Genomic DNA, 16,103 nt, shown 5'->3' with positions numbered 1-16,103 from the left:
TCCGCCGTGGACGGCCCGTCGACCGATGGGAGGTCGGGCGTGCCCACCTCAGTGCCCCCGGTGTCCGCGGACGCCCCGTTCTCCCTCGCGGCGCTGCTCGCCGCGGTCACCGACGCCGTCCCCGACCGGACGGCCCTGGTCGCCGGGCCCCGGCGCCTCACGTACCGGGCCCTGCACGACCGCTCCGTCCGCCTCGCCCGCCACCTGGTCGGCGCGGGCGTGGGCCGCGGCGAGCACGTCGCGATCCTGGCCTTCAACCGCGCCGAGTGGATGGAGTCCTTCCTCGGCGTTCTGCGCGCGGGAGCGGTCCCGGTCAACGTCAACTACCGCTACGTCGCGGGCGAGCTGCGGCACGTCCTGGCCGACTCGCACGCGGTCGCGCTGATCGCGGAGGACTCCCTGGCGTCCACGGTCGAGGCCGTGCTCCCGGACCTCCCCCGGCTCCGCCACGTGGTGCTCGTCTCCGACGGCTCCGTGCGCGGCGCCGAGGGGGTCGGCTACGAGGAGGCGCTGGCCGCCGCGCCGGAGGGCGCGGCCCTTCCTCCGACCAGCGGCGAGGACCACTACCTGCTCTACACCGGGGGCACCACCGGCTACCCCAAGGGGGTGCTGTGGCGGCAGGCCGACATCTTCCGCGCCGCCCTGGAGCGGCGCTCCCCCGGCGCCCCCCGGGCCCGGACCCTGGACGACGTGGCCGGGCGCGCCGCCCGGTGCTTCCCCCAGCGCATGCTGGTGCTCGGCCCGCTCATGCACGCCGCCGGGCAGTGGAACGCCCTGAGCATGCTGCTGTGCGGCAAGCAGGTGGTGCTGTCCACCGACCGCAGCTTCCGGCCCGACCGGGTGCTGGAGACGGCGCACCGGGAGGGCGTGCACACGGTCCAGCTGGTGGGCGACGCCATGGCCCGCCCGCTGGCCCGGCACCTGCTCACCGAACCCGGCCTGTGCCCGGACCTGACCGCCGTCCGCTCCGGCGGCACACCGCTCACCCCGCAGGTGCGCGGCCTGTGGCGCGCCTGGCGCGAGGACGTCGCCCTGGCCGACTCCTACGGGGGGTCGGAGACGGGCGTGTGCGGTTCGGCGACCGCCGCGGAGGGGAGCGGCGGGCCGGACGGCTCCGTGTCCCTGGAGGGGGCCGCCGACGCCCGCAGCTTCACGATGGGCGGCAGCATCGCGGTGCTGGACCAGGCGCTGCGCCCGCTCCCGCCGGGCTCGCCCGAGGTCGGCCGGATCGCGCGCACCGGCCGGATCCCGCTCGGCTACTACAACGACCCCATCACGACGGCCCGCACCTTCCCCACCGACGCCGACGGGCGCCGCTGGGCCCTGTCCGGCGACTTCGGGACGCGGGCCGGGGACGGGTCGATCGTCCTCCTGGGGCGCGGGAGCGCCGTCATCAACACCGCCGGGGAGAAGGTGTACCCGGAGGAGGTGGAGGCCGCCCTGAAGGCGCACCCCTCGGTGGAGGACGCGATCGTGGTGCCCGCCTCGGACGAGCGGCTCGGCCAGAGGGTGACGGCCCTGGTCTCCCTCGCCGCGGGGGCCCGCCTGGAGGAGGCCGCCCTGCTGGACCACTGCCGCGTGCGCCTGGCGGGGTTCAAGGTCCCGAGGACCGTCCACTTCGTGGACCGGGTGCGGCGCACGGCCGTCGGCAAACAGGACTACCGGTGGGCGGCGTCGGTGGCCCGGGACGAGGGCGGGGTCCCGCGTCCGAGCCCGCTGCGGTACTGACGGCCGCGGTCCGCGGAACCGCCCGGCGCGGGGGCGGGGGCGGCGGCCGGCCTGTGGAGGACCACACCCTGTCACTGAGACGAAGCACAGTTTTCGGATGCTATCCGGCAGCCCTGCCACAGGGCCGAAAATTACGTCATTCCAGGACAAAGGCCACGTAAGAGTTCTGCCAGGCCTCGCTTTGGCTGCTCCAGACGGGGTGCGGTCGTCCACAACTCTCCTCAACGCCTGCCCACAGCGGCCTCCGCCCCTTGTACCTTAGATCCCGACGGCCGCGATCTCCGGCCGATTCGGACAGTCTCCTTTTCGCCTCATCCCCACCCGTCGCACATTCGCGTGCGCGGGCGAGACCCTTAGGACGGAGGAAGGCGCACCTCTCCCGGACTCCCCGGGTAGCGTCCAACCACCCAGATGGCCAATTCCGCAGGCTCCTACCTCCTCGACGCGGTGCGCGGCGGCGCCGTGGGCGCCTCCGAAGCCCTTCCGGGCATCAGCGGCGGGACCGTCGCCCTCATCGTCGGCCTCTACGACAAGCTCATCGGCGGCGCGGGCCACATGGTCAGCGGGATCAAGCGGTACGTCACGGACGTCCCGCGCGGGCGCGGCAGGGCCCGCGCGCAGGAGCAGTTCCGACAGGTGGACTGGAGCGTCCTGGTTCCCGCGCTGGTCGGCATGGCCGTGTTCCTGGTCCTGGCCGCCCTCCTCCTGGCGCCGCTCGTCGACGCCTACACCCGGTACGCCTACGCCCTGTTCTTCGGCCTCGTCCTGGCGTGCCTGTGGATCCCCTACTCCGGGGCGGGCCGCCCCTGGAGGGCCGGGCACTACGCCGTGGCACTGGTGTTCGCCGTGGCCGCCTTCGTGCTCACCGGGCTGCCGGGCGCCAACCTGCCGACCCACCCGGCGGTCGTCTTCCTCGCCGCCGCGGTGGCCGTCTGCGCGCTCGTCCTGCCGGGGCTGTCCGGCTCCTTCATCCTGCTCACACTCGGGCTCTACGAGCCGACGATCAGCGCGGTCGGCGACCTGGACATCGCCTACCTGGCCGTCTTCGCCCTGGGCATGCTCACCGGCCTGTCCCTGTTCGTGAAGCTGCTCCAGCACCTCCTGGAGAACTTCCACCACATGACCCTCGTTGTACTCACCGGCCTCATGGCCGGTTCGCTGCGCGCCCTGTGGCCGTGGCAGACCGAGTCCCGCGAGGTCGTCACCCCCACCGACGTCCCTGTGACAGTCGTCTTCATCGTCGCCGGTTTCGTGATCGTGACCGCGGCCATCGTCTGGGAGCGCCGCAAGCGCTCCCGGGCCGAGGCCGCCCGCGTCGCGGCCGGCGTCCGACCGGAAAGAACGGAAAGCCACTTCTCATGACAGCGAATCTGTGGACGGCGTCGAACCTGGCGATGGAAGGCGAGGTCGTCCACGAGTACGAGGGCTTCATCGGCTGGGTGCTGAGCCTGATGACGACCCTGGGCGAGCCCGGCGTCGGCGTGGCCCTGTTCATCGAGACCTTCTTCCCCCCGATGCCGAGCGAGGCGGTCCTGCCCGGTGCGGGCTTCCTCGCCTACGACGGGCACATGAACGTCTGGCTCGCCATCCTGTGGGCCACGATCGGCTGCCTGGTCGGCGCCTGGGGCTTCTACGCGATCGGCGCCCTGCTGGGCCGGGACCGCACCAAGTGGCTGGTGGAGAAGACCCCCCTGCTCGAGGTCGAGGACTTCTACAAGGCCGAGCGCTTCTTCGCCCGCTTCGGCGGCCTCGCCGTGCTCCTGGGCCGGTGCGTGCCGCTGGTGCGCAGCTTCATCTCGGTCCCCGCCGGCATCGAGCGGATGCCCATCCTCAAGTTCTCCGTGTACACCGTGATCGGCTCCGCCGTCTGGAACTCGATCTGGATCGGACTCGGCTACGCCTTCGGCCCGGCCATCAAGCCGATCCTGGTGCAGTGGAGCGGCCTCATCAGCAACATCGTGCTGGTCGTCATCGCCCTGCTGTTCCTGTGGTTCGTCATCGTCCGCGTCCGCAAGCTGCTCAAGGCCCGGTCCGCGGACAACGCCCCCACCCTCTGAACGGCGCCGGCAGCCGTACGGGCCCCTCGGGCCCGCGCGTCCGGAACACATACGCCGACCCCCTCGGGTCGGCCGCACACTGAGCGGGGCCGCCCACGCGGCGGCCCCGACGGCGCGGGGTGCCGGTGAGTCCACCGGCTGAGAGCACACCCGTCGAACCTGCCCTAGTTCGTACTAGCGAAGGAACGCCCATGAGCGCGTACAACATCGTGTCCATCGCCGGCAGCGACCCCAGCGGGGGCGCCGGGATCCAGGCGGACCTCAAGGCCTTCTCCGCACACGGCGCCTTCGGCATGACCGTGGTCGCGGCCCTCACCGCCCAGTCCACGCGCGGCGTCACCGGGGTCCACCCGATCCCCGCCGATTTCGTCGCCCACCAGATGGACACCCTCTTCTCCGACGCCACGGTGCACGCGGTCAAGGTCGGCATGCTCGGCACGGCCGAGGTCACCGAGGCCGTCGCCGAGGCGATCGGGCGCCACGGACTGCCCCACGTGGTGGTGGACCCGGTGATGGTGGCCAAGAGCGGCGACCGCCTGCTGGAGCCCTCCGCCGTCGACGCGCTGCGCACCCGGCTGCTGCCCCGGGCGGACCTGGTCACGCCGAACCTGCCCGAGGCGGCCGACCTGCTGGGCGAGCCGGAGGCGGCCGACCTGGCGGCGATGCACGAGCAGGCCCTCCGGCTGCTGGAGTTCGGTCCGCGCGCGGTCCTGCTCAAGGGAGGCCACCTGGCCGGAGAGGACTGCGTCGACATCCTCGTGGCCCAGGGCTCCGCCCCGGTCGAGTTCCGCTCGCCGAGGGTCCGCACCCGCAACACGCACGGCACGGGGTGCACCCTGTCCTCCTCGATCGCGGCCCTGCTTCCGCAGCGGCCGGACACGGCCTCCGCCGTGGGCGACGCCAAGGCCTACCTGACCGAGGCGCTCCGGCGGGCGGACGAGATCGACGCCGGAGGCGGGCAGGGGCCCGTGCACCACTTCCACGCCTGGTGGAAGTAGGACCCGCCGACCGGGGGGCGGCACCGACGCCCTCCCCCGCGGGACCGGGCCCGGCGGAGCGGCGCGTCCGCCTCCGCCGGGCCCGGCCGCGTTCGCGGCGGCCGGGGGCGCGGCGGGCCGCCGGTCGTGCCGCTACCCCCGTACGGGCTCCATGACCGCGTCCGGGTCCCGCCAGTCCGGGTGGGCGAAGAACTTCCTCGTCTCCGCGACGACCACCGGGGACAGCAGGAGCAGCCCGATCAGGTTGGGCAGGGCCATGAGGCCGTTGGCGATGTCGCTGAACAGCCACACCGCGTCGATCTGCGCCGTGGCGCCGACGTAGACGACCGCGATGAACAGCAGCCGGTAGGGCACGACGAGCGAGCGCCCCGCCAGGTACACGACGCACCTCTCGCCGTAGTAGGCCCAGCCGAGGATGGTCGTGTAGGCGAAGACCACCACCGCGCAGGCGACGAACACGGGCCCCAGGCCCGCCAGGTCCGGGCTGATCCGGCCGAGGCCGGCCTCCATCGCGGATGTGGTGAGCAGAACCCCCTTGTCGCTGCCCTCCACCCCCGCGGCGTCGGGGTCCTGCCACACCCCGGTCGTGATGATCATCATCGCGGTCAGGGTCAGCATGATCACGGTGTCGACGAAGGTCTGCGTCATCGCGACGAGGGCCTGGCGGACCGGCTGGTCGGTCCTGGCCGCGGCGGCGGCGATGGCGCCGGTGCCCATGCCGGACTCGTTCGAGAAGATGCCGCGGGAGACGCCCTGGCGGATGACGTACATCAGGGTGGCGCCCGCGAACCCGCCCGCCGCGGAGGTGCCGGTGAAGGCGTCGCCGAGGACCAGTGCGAAGGCGGGGCCGATCCGGTCGTGGTGCACCGCCAGGACCAGCAGGTTCATGAGGACGAAGCCGATGATCATGAACGGGACCACGGCGGAGGCGACCCGGCCGATCCCCTTGATGCCGCCGAGGACGACCACGGCGGTCAGCAGCATCAGGACCACGCCGACGGCCCGCTGGTCGGCGCCGGTGGCGTCGTTGACCGCCTCGGCCACGGCGTTGGCCTGGGTGCCGTTGCCGATGCCGAAGGCGGCCACCGCCCCGAAGACGGCGAACGAGCAGCCGAGGAGGACGCCGAGCCCTCCGGGGAGGCCCCGGCGCAGGTAGTACATCGGGCCGCCGGCCTGCTCGCCCCTCTCGTCCGTGACCCGGTACTTCACCCCGAGCAGGGCCTCGCTGTACTTGGTGGCCATGCCCAGGACGCCGGTGACCCACATCCAGAAGAGGGCTCCCGGTCCGCCGAGTCCGATGGCCAGGCCCACCCCGGCGATGTTGCCGACGCCGGTCGTCGCGGCCAGGGCGGTGTTGAGGGCCTGGAAGTGCGAGATGTCGCCCCTCAGGTCCTCGCCGACCTCCTCCCGCCGGACGAGGGCGAGCCACAGGGCGTGGGCGAGCCGGGTGAACTGGAGCGCCCGCAGCCGGATCGTCAGGTAGACCCCGGTGACCAGCAGCAGCGGGAGGAGGACGAGCGGACCCCAGACGATGCCGCTCAGTACTCCGGCCATGTCGAGCAGCAGGTCCACGGGGGTCTCCGTCTCGGTGCGCGCGTCGGCCCGGCGCCACCGGCACGGCGAGGCGGGGTCCGGCGGTCCGGGGGGTCGTGCCGACGGTAGTGGACACCGCGCGGTGTCGCCGGGAAATCGCGGCAACACGCGGCGGAGCCGTGTCCCCCGCTCCCCGGGGCCTCCTCACCGGGGGCCGGGGGACGCCCGCCCTCCGGACGCTCCGGCCCCCGCAGGCGCGTGTGGGCGTGCAGCGGTCAGGAGTCGTCCTTGTGGGAGAGGGCGAGCCTGCTCAGCACCTCGGCGGCCCGGACCGGGTCGGCGCCCCGGCCCACGGCGATGCCGAGCAGGTAGGTGGTGAGCGGGGCGGCGGGGCGGGCCACCGAGTGGGCGGCGTCCTTGGCGAGGTCGAGGACGCGGTCGACGTCCTCCTTGCCCAGGGGCTCCGTACCGGTCAGTTCCAGTTCACGGCGGACGGCTTCCGCCCATTCGACGAGGGTCACCGGGCGACTCCTAGGAGAGGGATGGCGGTCACGTCAGGCGATCATAGCCACCCTGGTGTCACCGGGCGGCCACAGGCGCGCGCGGGCGGGTCACCGTCCGATCGCCCGACCCACGCCTGCGCTTCGGGAGGGGTTCCCCCCGTGCCGGACCGCGGTTCATCCGGCGGTCCTAGTGTCGGCACCAGCCTTCCCCCGGCGTTGGGAGCCCCCGCATGCCACCGACCGAGCCCTCTCAGCCGCTTCGCGTGGCGATCGTGACGGAGTCCTTCCTCCCCCAGGTCAACGGGGTGACCAACTCCGTCTGCCGGGTCGCCGACCTGCTCGCCTCGCGCGGGCACCGGGCCCTCGTCCTGGCTCCCGGCCCCGGACCGTCCTCCTACGCGGGCTTCCCCGTGGTCCGCATGCCCTCGCTCCCCCTTCCCTTCTACCGGGACTTCCCCGTGGGCCTTCCCGCCCGGCGCACGATGACCGCGGCCGTCCGCGCCTTCGCCCCCGACGTGCTGCACCTGGCCTCGCCCGCCCTGCTCGGGTCCGCGGCGGTGGAGACCGCCCGCCGCTGGGCCCTCCCGACGGTGGCGGTGTTCCAGACCGACCTCCCCGGCTTCGCGGCGCGCTACGGCCTGCCCGGCGGCGACGGCGTCTGGTCCCTGCTCAAGCGCACGCACTCCGCCGTCGACCGCACGCTCGTCCCCTCCTCGGCCGCCATGGAGGCGCTGTCCGGGCGCGGGTTCCCCCGGCTGGACCTGTGGCGGCGCGGTGTCGACGCCCACCGGTTCTCCCCCGCCCACCGCGACGACGGCCTGCGCCGCAGGCTCGCGCCGAACGGCGAGACCGTCGTGGGCTACGTGGGGAGGCTGGCCCGGGACAAGCGGGTCGACCTGCTCGCCCACGTGGCCCGCCTGCGCAACATCAGGCTGGTCGTGGTCGGGGACGGCCCCGAGCGCTCCCGCCTGCGCCGCCGCCTGCCCGACGCCGTCTTCACCGGGCAGCGCACGGGCTCCGAGCTGTCCCGGCTGTACGCGTCGATGGACGTGTTCGTCCACACGGGGGCCGACGAGACGTTCTGCCAGGCCGTCCAGGAGGCGCTGGCCTCGGGGGTGCCGGTGGTCGCCCCCGCCGCGGGCGGGCCGCTGGACCTGGTCGTCCCCGAGCACAACGGGCTCCTGTTCGCGCCGGACTCGGTCCGCGAGCTGCGCGTGGCGGTCGGGCGCCTGGCCCACAACAGGGCCGTGCGGGAGAGGATGGCCGGGCGGGCCCGCGCCTCGGTGGAGCACCGCAGCTGGGAGGCGGTCGGCGACCAGCTCATCGGCCACTACCGGGCGGTGATCGCGCCCAGCCGCGAGCTGGCGGCGCGGGGGACCGACACCGCGCGGTCAGCCTGAGCGCTTCCGGTCGGCGGGACGGCCGCGGGCGGGGGTCGGAGCGGCCCGTCACCGGACAGGGCTCCGGCCTCCCCCGGAAGGAGCGTCCGGGGGAGGCCGGAAGAGTGTGCGCCCGCCCCGCCCCCTTCCACGGGGCGGACGCCGGGATGGTCTAGCCGACGGTCTGGGCGGTGGCCCGGGCCCGCGTGACGACGGCGCCGGGAGCGGCGTCGAGCAGCATGGCGAGGACCTCGTCGAGCCTGTCCAGGTGGGCGCGGATCCAGGGCAGGGCCAGCGGGTCCGTGGCGGCGAGCGCGGTGTAGCGGCGCTCCTCGGACTCCCCGTAGAGGAGGCTGGTGGCGACCCTCATGCGCAGGGCCCCGGCCCCCTCGCCGAATTCGAGGGCGGGCAGGACACCCATGCCGAAGCGGTCCAAAAGCAGCCCGGTCAGCGCCGGTCCGGTGGTCACGCCGTGCAGGGCGGCCAGTCTCCCGCGGACCGGCTCGAAGTCGGGGTAGAGGTAGAACGCGGCGCGCGGGGCGGCGACGGTCGCGCCGGCGCGCTCGAAGGCCCCGGCGACCGCGCGGGCCACGATGCCGTGCAGGCGGCTGCTGCGGTCGATGTGGTCGACGAGTTCGGCGGGCTCGGTGAAGGCGTGGGAGGCGGCCTCCTGGACGGGGGCGGCGGGGCTGGACCAGATCTCGCTGGCCACACCCAGCAGCCCGCCGCGCAGCCGGTGGCCGGCCTCGGAGTCGGGAAGGCGCAGCACGCCGATCCGCCATCCGCCCAGGGCGAGGTTCTTGCTCAGGCCGGTGGAGATGACGGTGCGCTCGGGCGCGTACTCGGCGGGGCTGTGGATCTCGACGGGGTCCTCGCCCGGGCCCGCCGGATGCACCAGGTCCCGGTAGATCTCGTCGGAGATGATCAGCAGGTCGAGCTCGCGCGCCACCTCGGAGAGCCTGCGGACGGTGTCGGCGTCGGCCACGGTCCCGGTGGGGTTGTCCGGCAGGGTGACGACGACGGCGTTGACCGTCCGCCCCTCCTCGCGGGCGGCGGTCACCGCGGCGTGCAGGAGGTCGGGCTGCGGCACGCCGCCCTGGCCGGTGGCCGTGGGGACCAGGATCGGCCGCTGGCCGACCAGGCGGCTCTGCGCGGCGTAGCTGACCCAGCTGGGCGCGGCGATCGCGGTGTCGCCGCCGATCTCCAGCAGGAGGCTGTACAGGAGCGGCTTGCTGCCGGGGCCGGCGATGACCAGGCCGGGGTCGGTGGGCAGTCCGCGGCGTTCCCAGTAGCCCGCCGCGGCCTCCCGCAGGGCCGCCGACCCGGCGACGGGACCGTAGGCGTTGGCGCCGTTGCCGGCGGAGAGCCGGTCGCGCATGACCGGGTGGACCGGGAGCCCGGCCTCTCCGAAGCCGAGCGGCAGAACGCGCACCCCCTGGCGCCGCTTCTCGGCGAGGGCTTCGTTGACGGCAAGGGTGGCGGACACAGTGACGGTCATGGACGACTCATCTCCGGCTCATCGTTCGGCGCTCGACCGCGCCTCGGTGCGGCGGTCTGTCATGCCTCACCCTGCCCCGCTCCGGTCATCAGTACAAGCGAGTCTTTTCGATGCTGAGCGTAAGATGTCCTTATGCTCGATCTCCGACGCCTGCACGTCCTCCGCGAGTTCAGCGTCCGGGGCACCATCGCGGCCACCGCGAGCGCCCTCGGCTACACGCCTTCCGCGGTCTCCCAGCAGCTGGCCAGACTGGAGCAGGAGACGGGTGTCGCGCTCCTGGACCGCTCCCCCAAGGGCGCCGAGCTGACCGACGCCGGACGGCTGCTCGTGACCCAGGCGGAGGAGATCCTGGCCCTGGTGGAGGCGACCGAGTCGGTGCTCGCGGAGCAGGCGGACGTCGCCCTCGGCATGGTGACCGTCACGGCGTTCCCGACCGCCGCCGTGGCGTTCGCCCCCCTGCTCGCCCCGCCGCTGCGGCGGCACGAGGGGATGCAGCTCGTCCTCCGGCAGACCCTGCTGTCGACCGGGCCCCAGAAGGTGCGGTCGCGGGAGGTGGACATCGCCCTGGTCGACGACTGGTCGGGGCAGCACCCCGGCCGGGGCCCCGACGGCGGGCTGCGCCACATCCACCTGCTGCGCGACCCCCTGGTGCTGGCGGTGCCGGAGGACCACAGGCTGGCGGACCCGGCCGAGCCGGCGACACTGGACCGCCTGCTCGGCGAGTCGTGGATCGTGGCTCCGCAGACCGAGCGATCGCGCTACGGAACGGACCGGCTCCTGGCCGAGGTGGGCGGGCTTCCCGCCACCACCTGGGAGTTCGAGGGCCTGGGGACCATCCTGAGCCTGGTGTCCCGGGGCATCGGGATCGCCGCCGTCCCGGCCCTGGCGATGGTGGGCTCCCCCGCGGGACTGGTCTGCCGGCGGCTCCCCGCGTCGGCTCCGGAGCGGCACGTGTACGCGGTGGTGCGCCCCGCCTCGCTGCGCAGGCCCGCGGTGCAGGTGACGCTGGCGGCGCTGCGCGAGGCCGCCCGGCAGGTCGAGCGGGAGCTCGCGGAGGTCGCGGACCTGTAGTCCGCCCCCCGGGACCGCGTCAGCCGGCGCCGGGCCGCCCGTGGACCGTCCTCCGCGAGGGGTACCGCTCGTCGCCCACGGGATCCCCCTCCGGGTTCCAGCTCCAGGAGACGGCCGGGGTGACGTGCAGGAACACGCCGGGACCGATCATGCCCGTCCGCTCGAACGCCTGCTCCGCGCGGCCGTAGAGCCGGATGCCCCGCGCGACGAACGGTTCGGGGGACAGCAGGTCGTCCACGACCGGCGCCGCCCTGCCCGGCCCGTCGCCGAGGTCGCGGAACCTCCGGGTCCGGGTGACGGACGCCGCGCCCCCGATCCAGACGTGCGCGCCGTCGAACTCGAACGCCGCCGGGACGACGTCGGGCTGCCCTCCGGGGCCGACGGTCGCCAGGCGCGCGAGCGGTCGGGAGCGGAGGTGGTCGGTCCCGGCTTCGGTGAACGACGCGGGCTCTCGACCTCCGGGCCCCTCGGCGGGGCCGTCGCGCGGACAGGACGGGGCCGGGACACGGGCCGCGCCGGACCAGGGCCCGGGGCGCTCCACAACGGCGTGTGGCCCGGCCCTCCCGGGCCGGACCACACGTCGGTCGGATCGCGTTCGGCGGCCCCCCGGGGCTCCGACGCCTCGCACCGGTTCACTCGCCGCCGTCCCTGCCGCGGCTCCTGTCGATCCTGCGCCGCAGTCTGCGGCAGACGTGGAGCGCGCGGTCGCGGTCGTCCCGGGCGTTCCACCATCGCGCGTAGGCTTCCAGTCTGCGTTGTCTCAGCGCCTCCAGTTCGGCCTCCATCCGGGTCACCCTGTGCTCCAGGTCGATCCGCTCGCGCTCGAACGACGACATGTCGCGCTCATGGAACCCCGCCTCCCTCTCGGCGTCGGCGAGCCGAGCGGAGAGGGCCTCGGCGGCGTTCCCGCCGCGGGCGGTCCGGCTGCGGCCGGCCTGTCCACTGATGCCTTGGAACCACACAGTGTCTGGTGTTTCCCGAAGGGCCCCAACATCACCGTTCGCCACGCAAAGAATACGGAAAGTGGCAAAAGGTTCAAGTTTCCCTTTTTGGACATACAGCCCAATTGACTCACACCGCGACCGGGCGCGCGGAGAACTCCCTCTCCGCCCTCAGCGGTACGGGGGTGGCCCCCTGGAGACGCACGTAGACCGACTCGAAGCGCTCCAGCGACCGGTGGTGGTCGTGCCGCAGGGCGATCTCGCGGCTGGCCTCGCCCAGGGAGCGGCGGGTCCGCTCGCTCCCGAGGACCGAGAGCAGCCGGTCCGCCAGGCTCTCCGGGTCGCCCGGCGGGAAGAGGAACCCGTTGCGCCCCACCTCCACCAGGTGCGGCAGCGCCATCGCGTCGGCGGCGACCACCGGCAGGCCGGTGGACATCGCCTCCAGCGTGGCGATGCTCTGGAGCTCGGCCACGCCCGCTATCGCGAACGCGTCACCCGCCGCGTACACCAGCGGAAGGTCCTCGTCGGGGACGAACCCCAGGAAGAACACCCGGTCCGCCACCCCCAGCTCCGCCGCCAGGGCCCGCAGCTCCTGCTCGCGCGCCCCGATCCCCGCCAGCGCCAGCTGGGCGTCCCTCTCCGGAAGGATCCGCGCCAGCGCCCGGATCGTGTCGTCGATCCTCTTCTCCGCGTCGAGCCGCCCCACGAACACGACCGTGTCCCGGTCCGGAAGGCCGAACCTGGCCCTCGCCGCCGACCGGTCCCGCGGCCGGGGGTGGAAGCGCTCCAGGTCGATCCCGCACGAGACGGCCTCGACCTCCCGGGCGAACCCCTTCTCCCTGAGGAGTCCGGCCGCGCGGGGCGTCGGCGTCGTCACGTGGTCGGCCTCCCCCGCCGCCCGGACCATGTCCTTCCACGCCAGCGCCCCCACCGCCGACTGCATCGACCGGGGCACCCGGGCGTGCGCGTACAGGTTGTCCGGCATGAAGTGGTTGGTCAGGACCACCGGGATGCCCTCGGCCCGGCCGCGGTGCATCGCCGACCGGCTGAGGGTGAAGTGGCTCTGCGCGTGCACGACGTCCGGGTCGAAGCGCCGCAGGAGCCTGGTGATGTGCCCGCCCATGCCCAGGGGGACCGCGGCCCGCATACTGGGCTGGAAGGGCAGGCGCGCGGAGCGCAGGCGGTGCTCGGTGACCGCCCCGTCGACCGTCACGTAGGGGTCGCCCACCTCGGAGGGGCACACCACGTGGACCCGGTGCCCGCGGCCCGCGAGCCCCTCGGCGAGGCGGTGGGCGAAGTACCCGGCGCCGTTGACGTCGGGCGGGTACGTGTCTGTGGCGATCAGGACACGCAGCGGGCGGCTGGGCTCGGCCATGGTGGGTCTCCTTCGTTCAACGTGTACGGGTACGGACCGTCGTCCCCGAGTGCCTCCGGCCGTCCGGGGCCTCGGGGTTGCGGTGGCGCGCCTGCGCCAGCGCGATGGTGCCCGTGATCGCCAGCACGCTGAAGGCCAGCGCTCCGATCCGGGCCGCGGGGGTCTCCGGCGCGCCCTCCCCCAGGAGGACGGCGCCTATCGCCACGCCGACGACCGGGTCGGTGATCAGGAGGGTCGCGTAGGCGGCGGAGAAGTGTCCCGTGCGGTAGGCGTTCTGCATCAGCAGGGCGCCGAAGACCGCCGTGACCACGGCGAGCAGGGTCAGCCAGCTGACGAGCCGGGTCCAGTCGTCGACCGCGTTCGCGGTGACCACCCGGGCCAGGCCGGAGGTGGTCCCCAGGGCCGCGCCGCCCGCGAGGGCGAGGAGCAGTGCCCTGACACCGCTTTTCATCCAGTGCGCGGTCAGGTAGACGAGGAGGCCCGCGCCGACCGCGGTCCCGGCGAGCACGAGGGCCGTGGAGGTCGGCAGGACGGGGACGTCGGAACCGTGCGGGAAGAGGAGGAGGACCCCGGTGAGGCCCACCATCACCGCGACCCCGGCGACGACCTGGGAGATCCCGACCCTCTGGCGGTTGAACACCGCCGACAGGACGATCGCGAACAGCAGGCCGATCACGCCCAGCGGCTGGATGACGGTCAGCGGCGCCCCGCTGAGGGCGATGAGGTGGAGGCTCGACCCGAGGACCGCGGCGGCGCTGCCGATCAGCCAGCGGGGCTGGCGGAGCAGGTGCAGCAGGAACCCGGCGCGGGCGACCTGCCGGCCGGGGGCCCGGACGGCGTCGCGCTCCTGGAGGGCGGAGCCGAGCGCGAGGCTGAACGCCCCCGTGACGGCGATGAGGACGGGCCAGAACATCACCTCGACCACCCGCCGCGCTCAACGGGTGTCCCCCGCCTCTCCGTCATCGCCGCATCCCCTGACGCTCGGTCCCGGCCCGGATCGTGGAACACCGGGCATGACCAGAACAGTACGAACGGGAGGGGTGTCCTGGCGATAAAGCCAACCCCCCTCCGTCGGTAGTGCCCACCCCACTGCGCGACGGGTCCTTGCACGCGCTGTGCCTCTTCTGCGACGGTTTTCGGCGCCTTCGTACCGCCTCGCCTGTTTCTACGTCTCCCGCAAAACACGGAGTGTTAAGAGCCATGCAGGGTCAAGACTGGGTATGGGGCAGGCGCGAACAGCCCTCCCCGGAGGACCGATTGACGCCGGGGGTGTGTTCGGGAGAGGCCCCGTGGCACTATGTCCGTGATTGGTCTAGACCGGATAGGAGCAGTTCGCCGTGCCCGACACCCCAGCCTCATCCCCGACCCCCCTCCCCGTGATCCCCCGCCCCTCCCGGACGGAGTCCGGTGGGCCGGGGGGCCTCACCCTCACCGCCGCGACCAGGGTCTCCGCCGACGCCGAAGCCCGGGGCACGCTCACGTGGCTCCAACGTGAACTCGGCGCGGCCACCGGGCTCCCCCTCGCCACCGGCGACGAGGCCAGCGCGCAGATCCGCCTCAGCGTCGATGCCCGGGCCGGTCTGGGAAGGGAGGGCTACCGGCTGATCGTGGACGACGAGGGCGCCATCATCGTCGGCAACGACCCCGCCGGGGTGTTCTACGGAGCGCAGACCCTGCGCCAGCTCCTTCCGCCCGACGCCTTCCGCAGCGCCCCCCTGGGCGGCGCCGTGTGGACCCTGCCCGCCGTGAGCGTCACCGACGCCCCGCGCTTCCGGTGGCGCGGCGCGATGCTGGACATCGCCCGCCACTTCTCCCCCAAGCGGGAGATCCTGCGGTTCATCGACCTCCTGGCGATGCACAAGCTCAACGTCCTGCACCTGCACCTGACCGACGACCAGGGCTGGCGGATCGAGATCCGCCGCTACCCGCGGCTCACCGAGGCCGGCTCCTGGCGGACCGAGAGCCAGCTGGGCGCGGGCAAGCCGCCCGAGTTCGACGGCCGCCCCCACGGCGGCTTCCTGACCCAGGACGACATCCGCGAGATCGTCGCCTACGCGGACGCCCGCCACGTCGCGGTCGTCCCCGAGATCGACGTGCCCGGCCACTCCCAGGCGGCCATCCACGCCTACCCGGAGCTGGGGGAGAGCGGCCTGATCCCGGTCGGGACCCAGTGGGGCGTCTTCGACGAGGTCCTCGCGGTGACCGACAACGTGCTGGAGTTCTACAAGAACGTCTTCGACGAACTCCTCGAACTGTTCCCGAGCACCTACATCCACGTGGGCGGCGACGAGTGCCCCAAGACCCAGTGGAAGAACAGCGCGTCCGCGCAGAAGCGGATCAAGGACGAGGGGCTGGCCGACGAGGACGAGTTGCAGAGCTGGTTCATCCGCCAGTTGGACGACCACCTGACGGCGCGCGGACGGCGGCTGCTCGGCTGGGACGAGATCCTGGAGGGCGGGCTGGCCCCGGGCGCGACCGTGATGTCGTGGCGGGGCGAGGAGGGAGGCATCGCCGCCGCCCGCGCCGGGCACGACGTGATCATGAGTCCCACCGCCACCTCCTACCTCGACTACAAGCAGTCCGAGTCCGAGGACGAGCCGATCCGGGTGGGGACGCTGCTGCGGACCGAGGACGTCTACACCGCCGGGACTGTCCCCCCCGGCCTCACCGAGGAGGAGGCCGCCCATGTGCTCGGTGCGCAGGTGAACGTGTGGGTGGAGCACATCGACACGCCGCGCAGGCTCGACTACATGGTGTTCCCCCGGCTGTCGGCCTTCGCCGAGAAGGTGTGGTCGGCGGGTGAGCGCGACTACGCCGAGTTCGAGCCCCGGCTGGAGCGGCACCTGGAGCGGCTGGACGCCGTCGGGGTGGAGTACCGGCCGCTGGACGGGCCGCGGCCCTGGCACACCCGCCCCGGGGTCCGCGGCTGGGGGGAGTAACGCCCCGCCGGGCCCGGCCGCCGACGCCGCGCGCGTCCCTGCGGTCGTCGGCCCCGGCCTCCGTCCGCCACACGGCGGACG

The 16,103-nt window shown here is 73.7% G+C and carries 14 protein-coding genes and 1 riboswitch; of the genes, 7 read left to right on the top strand and 7 right to left on the bottom strand.

The features are described 5' to 3' along the window. Positions 1–39: 39 nt before the first annotated feature. From ACWGL3_RS08300 to thiD, 4 genes are all read left to right on the top strand, one after another. A complete protein-coding gene (locus ACWGL3_RS08300; protein ID WP_267946075.1) occupies positions 40–1,728 on the top strand; it encodes an acyl-CoA synthetase in 1,689 nt (562 codons plus the stop codon). Between the two features lie 411 nt (positions 1,729–2,139). Beyond that, positions 2,140–3,090 (top strand): DUF368 domain-containing protein, encoded by a 951-nt coding sequence (locus tag ACWGL3_RS08295; RefSeq protein ID WP_267946076.1) that lies wholly within the window; start codon positions 2,140–2,142, stop codon positions 3,088–3,090. After that, entirely contained in the window at positions 3,087–3,785 is a 699-nt protein-coding gene (locus ACWGL3_RS08290) for a DedA family protein (protein ID WP_267946077.1), read from the top strand. The genes ACWGL3_RS08295 and ACWGL3_RS08290 overlap by 4 nt, the downstream gene beginning before the upstream one ends. Positions 3,786–3,890: 105 nt before the next feature. Continuing rightward, a riboswitch (TPP riboswitch) is annotated at positions 3,891–3,988 on the top strand. Then, entirely contained in the window at positions 3,977–4,783 is an 807-nt protein-coding gene (gene thiD, locus ACWGL3_RS08285; RefSeq protein ID WP_267946078.1) for a bifunctional hydroxymethylpyrimidine kinase/phosphomethylpyrimidine kinase, read from the top strand. Its footprint overlaps the riboswitch before it by 12 nt. Positions 4,784–4,915: 132 nt before the next feature. Here the strand turns inward: thiD and ACWGL3_RS08280 are convergent, their stop codons facing one another. Further along, positions 4,916–6,355 carry an alanine/glycine:cation symporter family protein gene (locus ACWGL3_RS08280; protein WP_267946079.1) on the bottom strand — a complete coding sequence of 480 codons (1,440 nt, stop codon included), beginning with the start codon at positions 6,353–6,355 and terminating at the stop codon, positions 4,916–4,918. A gap of 236 nt (positions 6,356–6,591) precedes the next feature. Further along, positions 6,592–6,837, bottom strand: coding sequence for a DUF6457 domain-containing protein (locus ACWGL3_RS08275; protein WP_267946080.1), 246 nt, complete (start codon positions 6,835–6,837; stop codon positions 6,592–6,594). Positions 6,838–7,049: 212 nt separating this feature from the next. Here ACWGL3_RS08275 and ACWGL3_RS08270 point away from each other — a divergent pair, with 212 nt between their 5' ends. After that, positions 7,050–8,219 (top strand): glycosyltransferase family 4 protein, encoded by a 1,170-nt coding sequence (locus ACWGL3_RS08270; RefSeq protein ID WP_267946081.1) that lies wholly within the window; start codon positions 7,050–7,052, stop codon positions 8,217–8,219. Positions 8,220–8,370: 151 nt separating this feature from the next. On the opposite strand, the gene ACWGL3_RS08265 is transcribed toward ACWGL3_RS08270, so the two are convergent. Next, positions 8,371–9,696, bottom strand: a complete 1,326-nt coding sequence (locus ACWGL3_RS08265; protein ID WP_267946082.1) for a pyridoxal phosphate-dependent aminotransferase — start codon at positions 9,694–9,696, stop codon at positions 8,371–8,373. A gap of 132 nt (positions 9,697–9,828) precedes the next feature. Between ACWGL3_RS08265 and ACWGL3_RS08260 the strand changes: the two genes are divergently transcribed. Continuing rightward, a complete protein-coding gene (locus ACWGL3_RS08260; RefSeq protein ID WP_267946083.1) occupies positions 9,829–10,767 on the top strand; it encodes a LysR family transcriptional regulator in 939 nt (312 codons plus the stop codon). A gap of 19 nt (positions 10,768–10,786) precedes the next feature. On the opposite strand, the gene ACWGL3_RS08255 is transcribed toward ACWGL3_RS08260, so the two are convergent. From ACWGL3_RS08255 to ACWGL3_RS08240, 4 genes are all read right to left on the bottom strand, one after another. Further along, entirely contained in the window at positions 10,787–11,308 is a 522-nt protein-coding gene (locus ACWGL3_RS08255; RefSeq protein ID WP_267946084.1) for a PPOX class F420-dependent oxidoreductase, read from the bottom strand. A gap of 91 nt (positions 11,309–11,399) precedes the next feature. Beyond that, a complete protein-coding gene (locus tag ACWGL3_RS08250) occupies positions 11,400–11,729 on the bottom strand; it encodes a hypothetical protein (protein ID WP_267946085.1) in 330 nt (109 codons plus the stop codon). A 109-nt stretch (positions 11,730–11,838) separates the two neighbouring features. Continuing rightward, complete coding sequence (locus ACWGL3_RS08245; RefSeq protein WP_267946086.1) at positions 11,839–13,083, bottom strand: glycosyltransferase; 1,245 nt, start codon at positions 13,081–13,083, stop codon at positions 11,839–11,841. Between the two features lie 16 nt (positions 13,084–13,099). Next, a complete protein-coding gene (locus ACWGL3_RS08240) occupies positions 13,100–13,996 on the bottom strand; it encodes a DMT family transporter (RefSeq protein ID WP_267950481.1) in 897 nt (298 codons plus the stop codon). A 463-nt stretch (positions 13,997–14,459) separates the two neighbouring features. Between ACWGL3_RS08240 and ACWGL3_RS08235 the strand changes: the two genes are divergently transcribed. Continuing rightward, positions 14,460–16,022 (top strand): beta-N-acetylhexosaminidase, encoded by a 1,563-nt coding sequence (locus ACWGL3_RS08235; RefSeq protein ID WP_412759550.1) that lies wholly within the window; start codon positions 14,460–14,462, stop codon positions 16,020–16,022. Positions 16,023–16,103: the final 81 nt, after the last annotated feature.

The organism is Nocardiopsis sp. NPDC055824, assembly GCF_053616335.1.
The sequence above is the reverse complement of the archived record's forward strand: the minus strand, read 5'-3'. Positions and strand labels throughout refer to the sequence as shown.

Excerpts from the sequence above, each read along its gene's own strand:
- ACWGL3_RS08295 (WP_267946076.1), top strand. The coding sequence starts at position 2,140 with ATGGCCAATTCCGCAGGCTCCTACCTCCTCGACGCGGTGCGCGGCGGC.
- ACWGL3_RS08290 (WP_267946077.1), top strand. The coding sequence starts at position 3,087 with ATGACAGCGAATCTGTGGACGGCGTCGAACCTGGCGATGGAAGGCGAG.
- thiD (WP_267946078.1), top strand. The coding sequence starts at position 3,977 with ATGAGCGCGTACAACATCGTGTCCATCGCCGGCAGCGACCCCAGCGGG.
- ACWGL3_RS08270 (WP_267946081.1), top strand. The coding sequence starts at position 7,050 with ATGCCACCGACCGAGCCCTCTCAGCCGCTTCGCGTGGCGATCGTGACG.
- ACWGL3_RS08265 (WP_267946082.1), bottom strand. The coding sequence starts at position 9,696 with ATGACCGTCACTGTGTCCGCCACCCTTGCCGTCAACGAAGCCCTCGCC.
- ACWGL3_RS08260 (WP_267946083.1), top strand. The coding sequence starts at position 9,829 with ATGCTCGATCTCCGACGCCTGCACGTCCTCCGCGAGTTCAGCGTCCGG.
- ACWGL3_RS08245 (WP_267946086.1), bottom strand. The coding sequence starts at position 13,083 with ATGGCCGAGCCCAGCCGCCCGCTGCGTGTCCTGATCGCCACAGACACG.
- ACWGL3_RS08240 (WP_267950481.1), bottom strand. The coding sequence starts at position 13,996 with ATGTTCTGGCCCGTCCTCATCGCCGTCACGGGGGCGTTCAGCCTCGCG.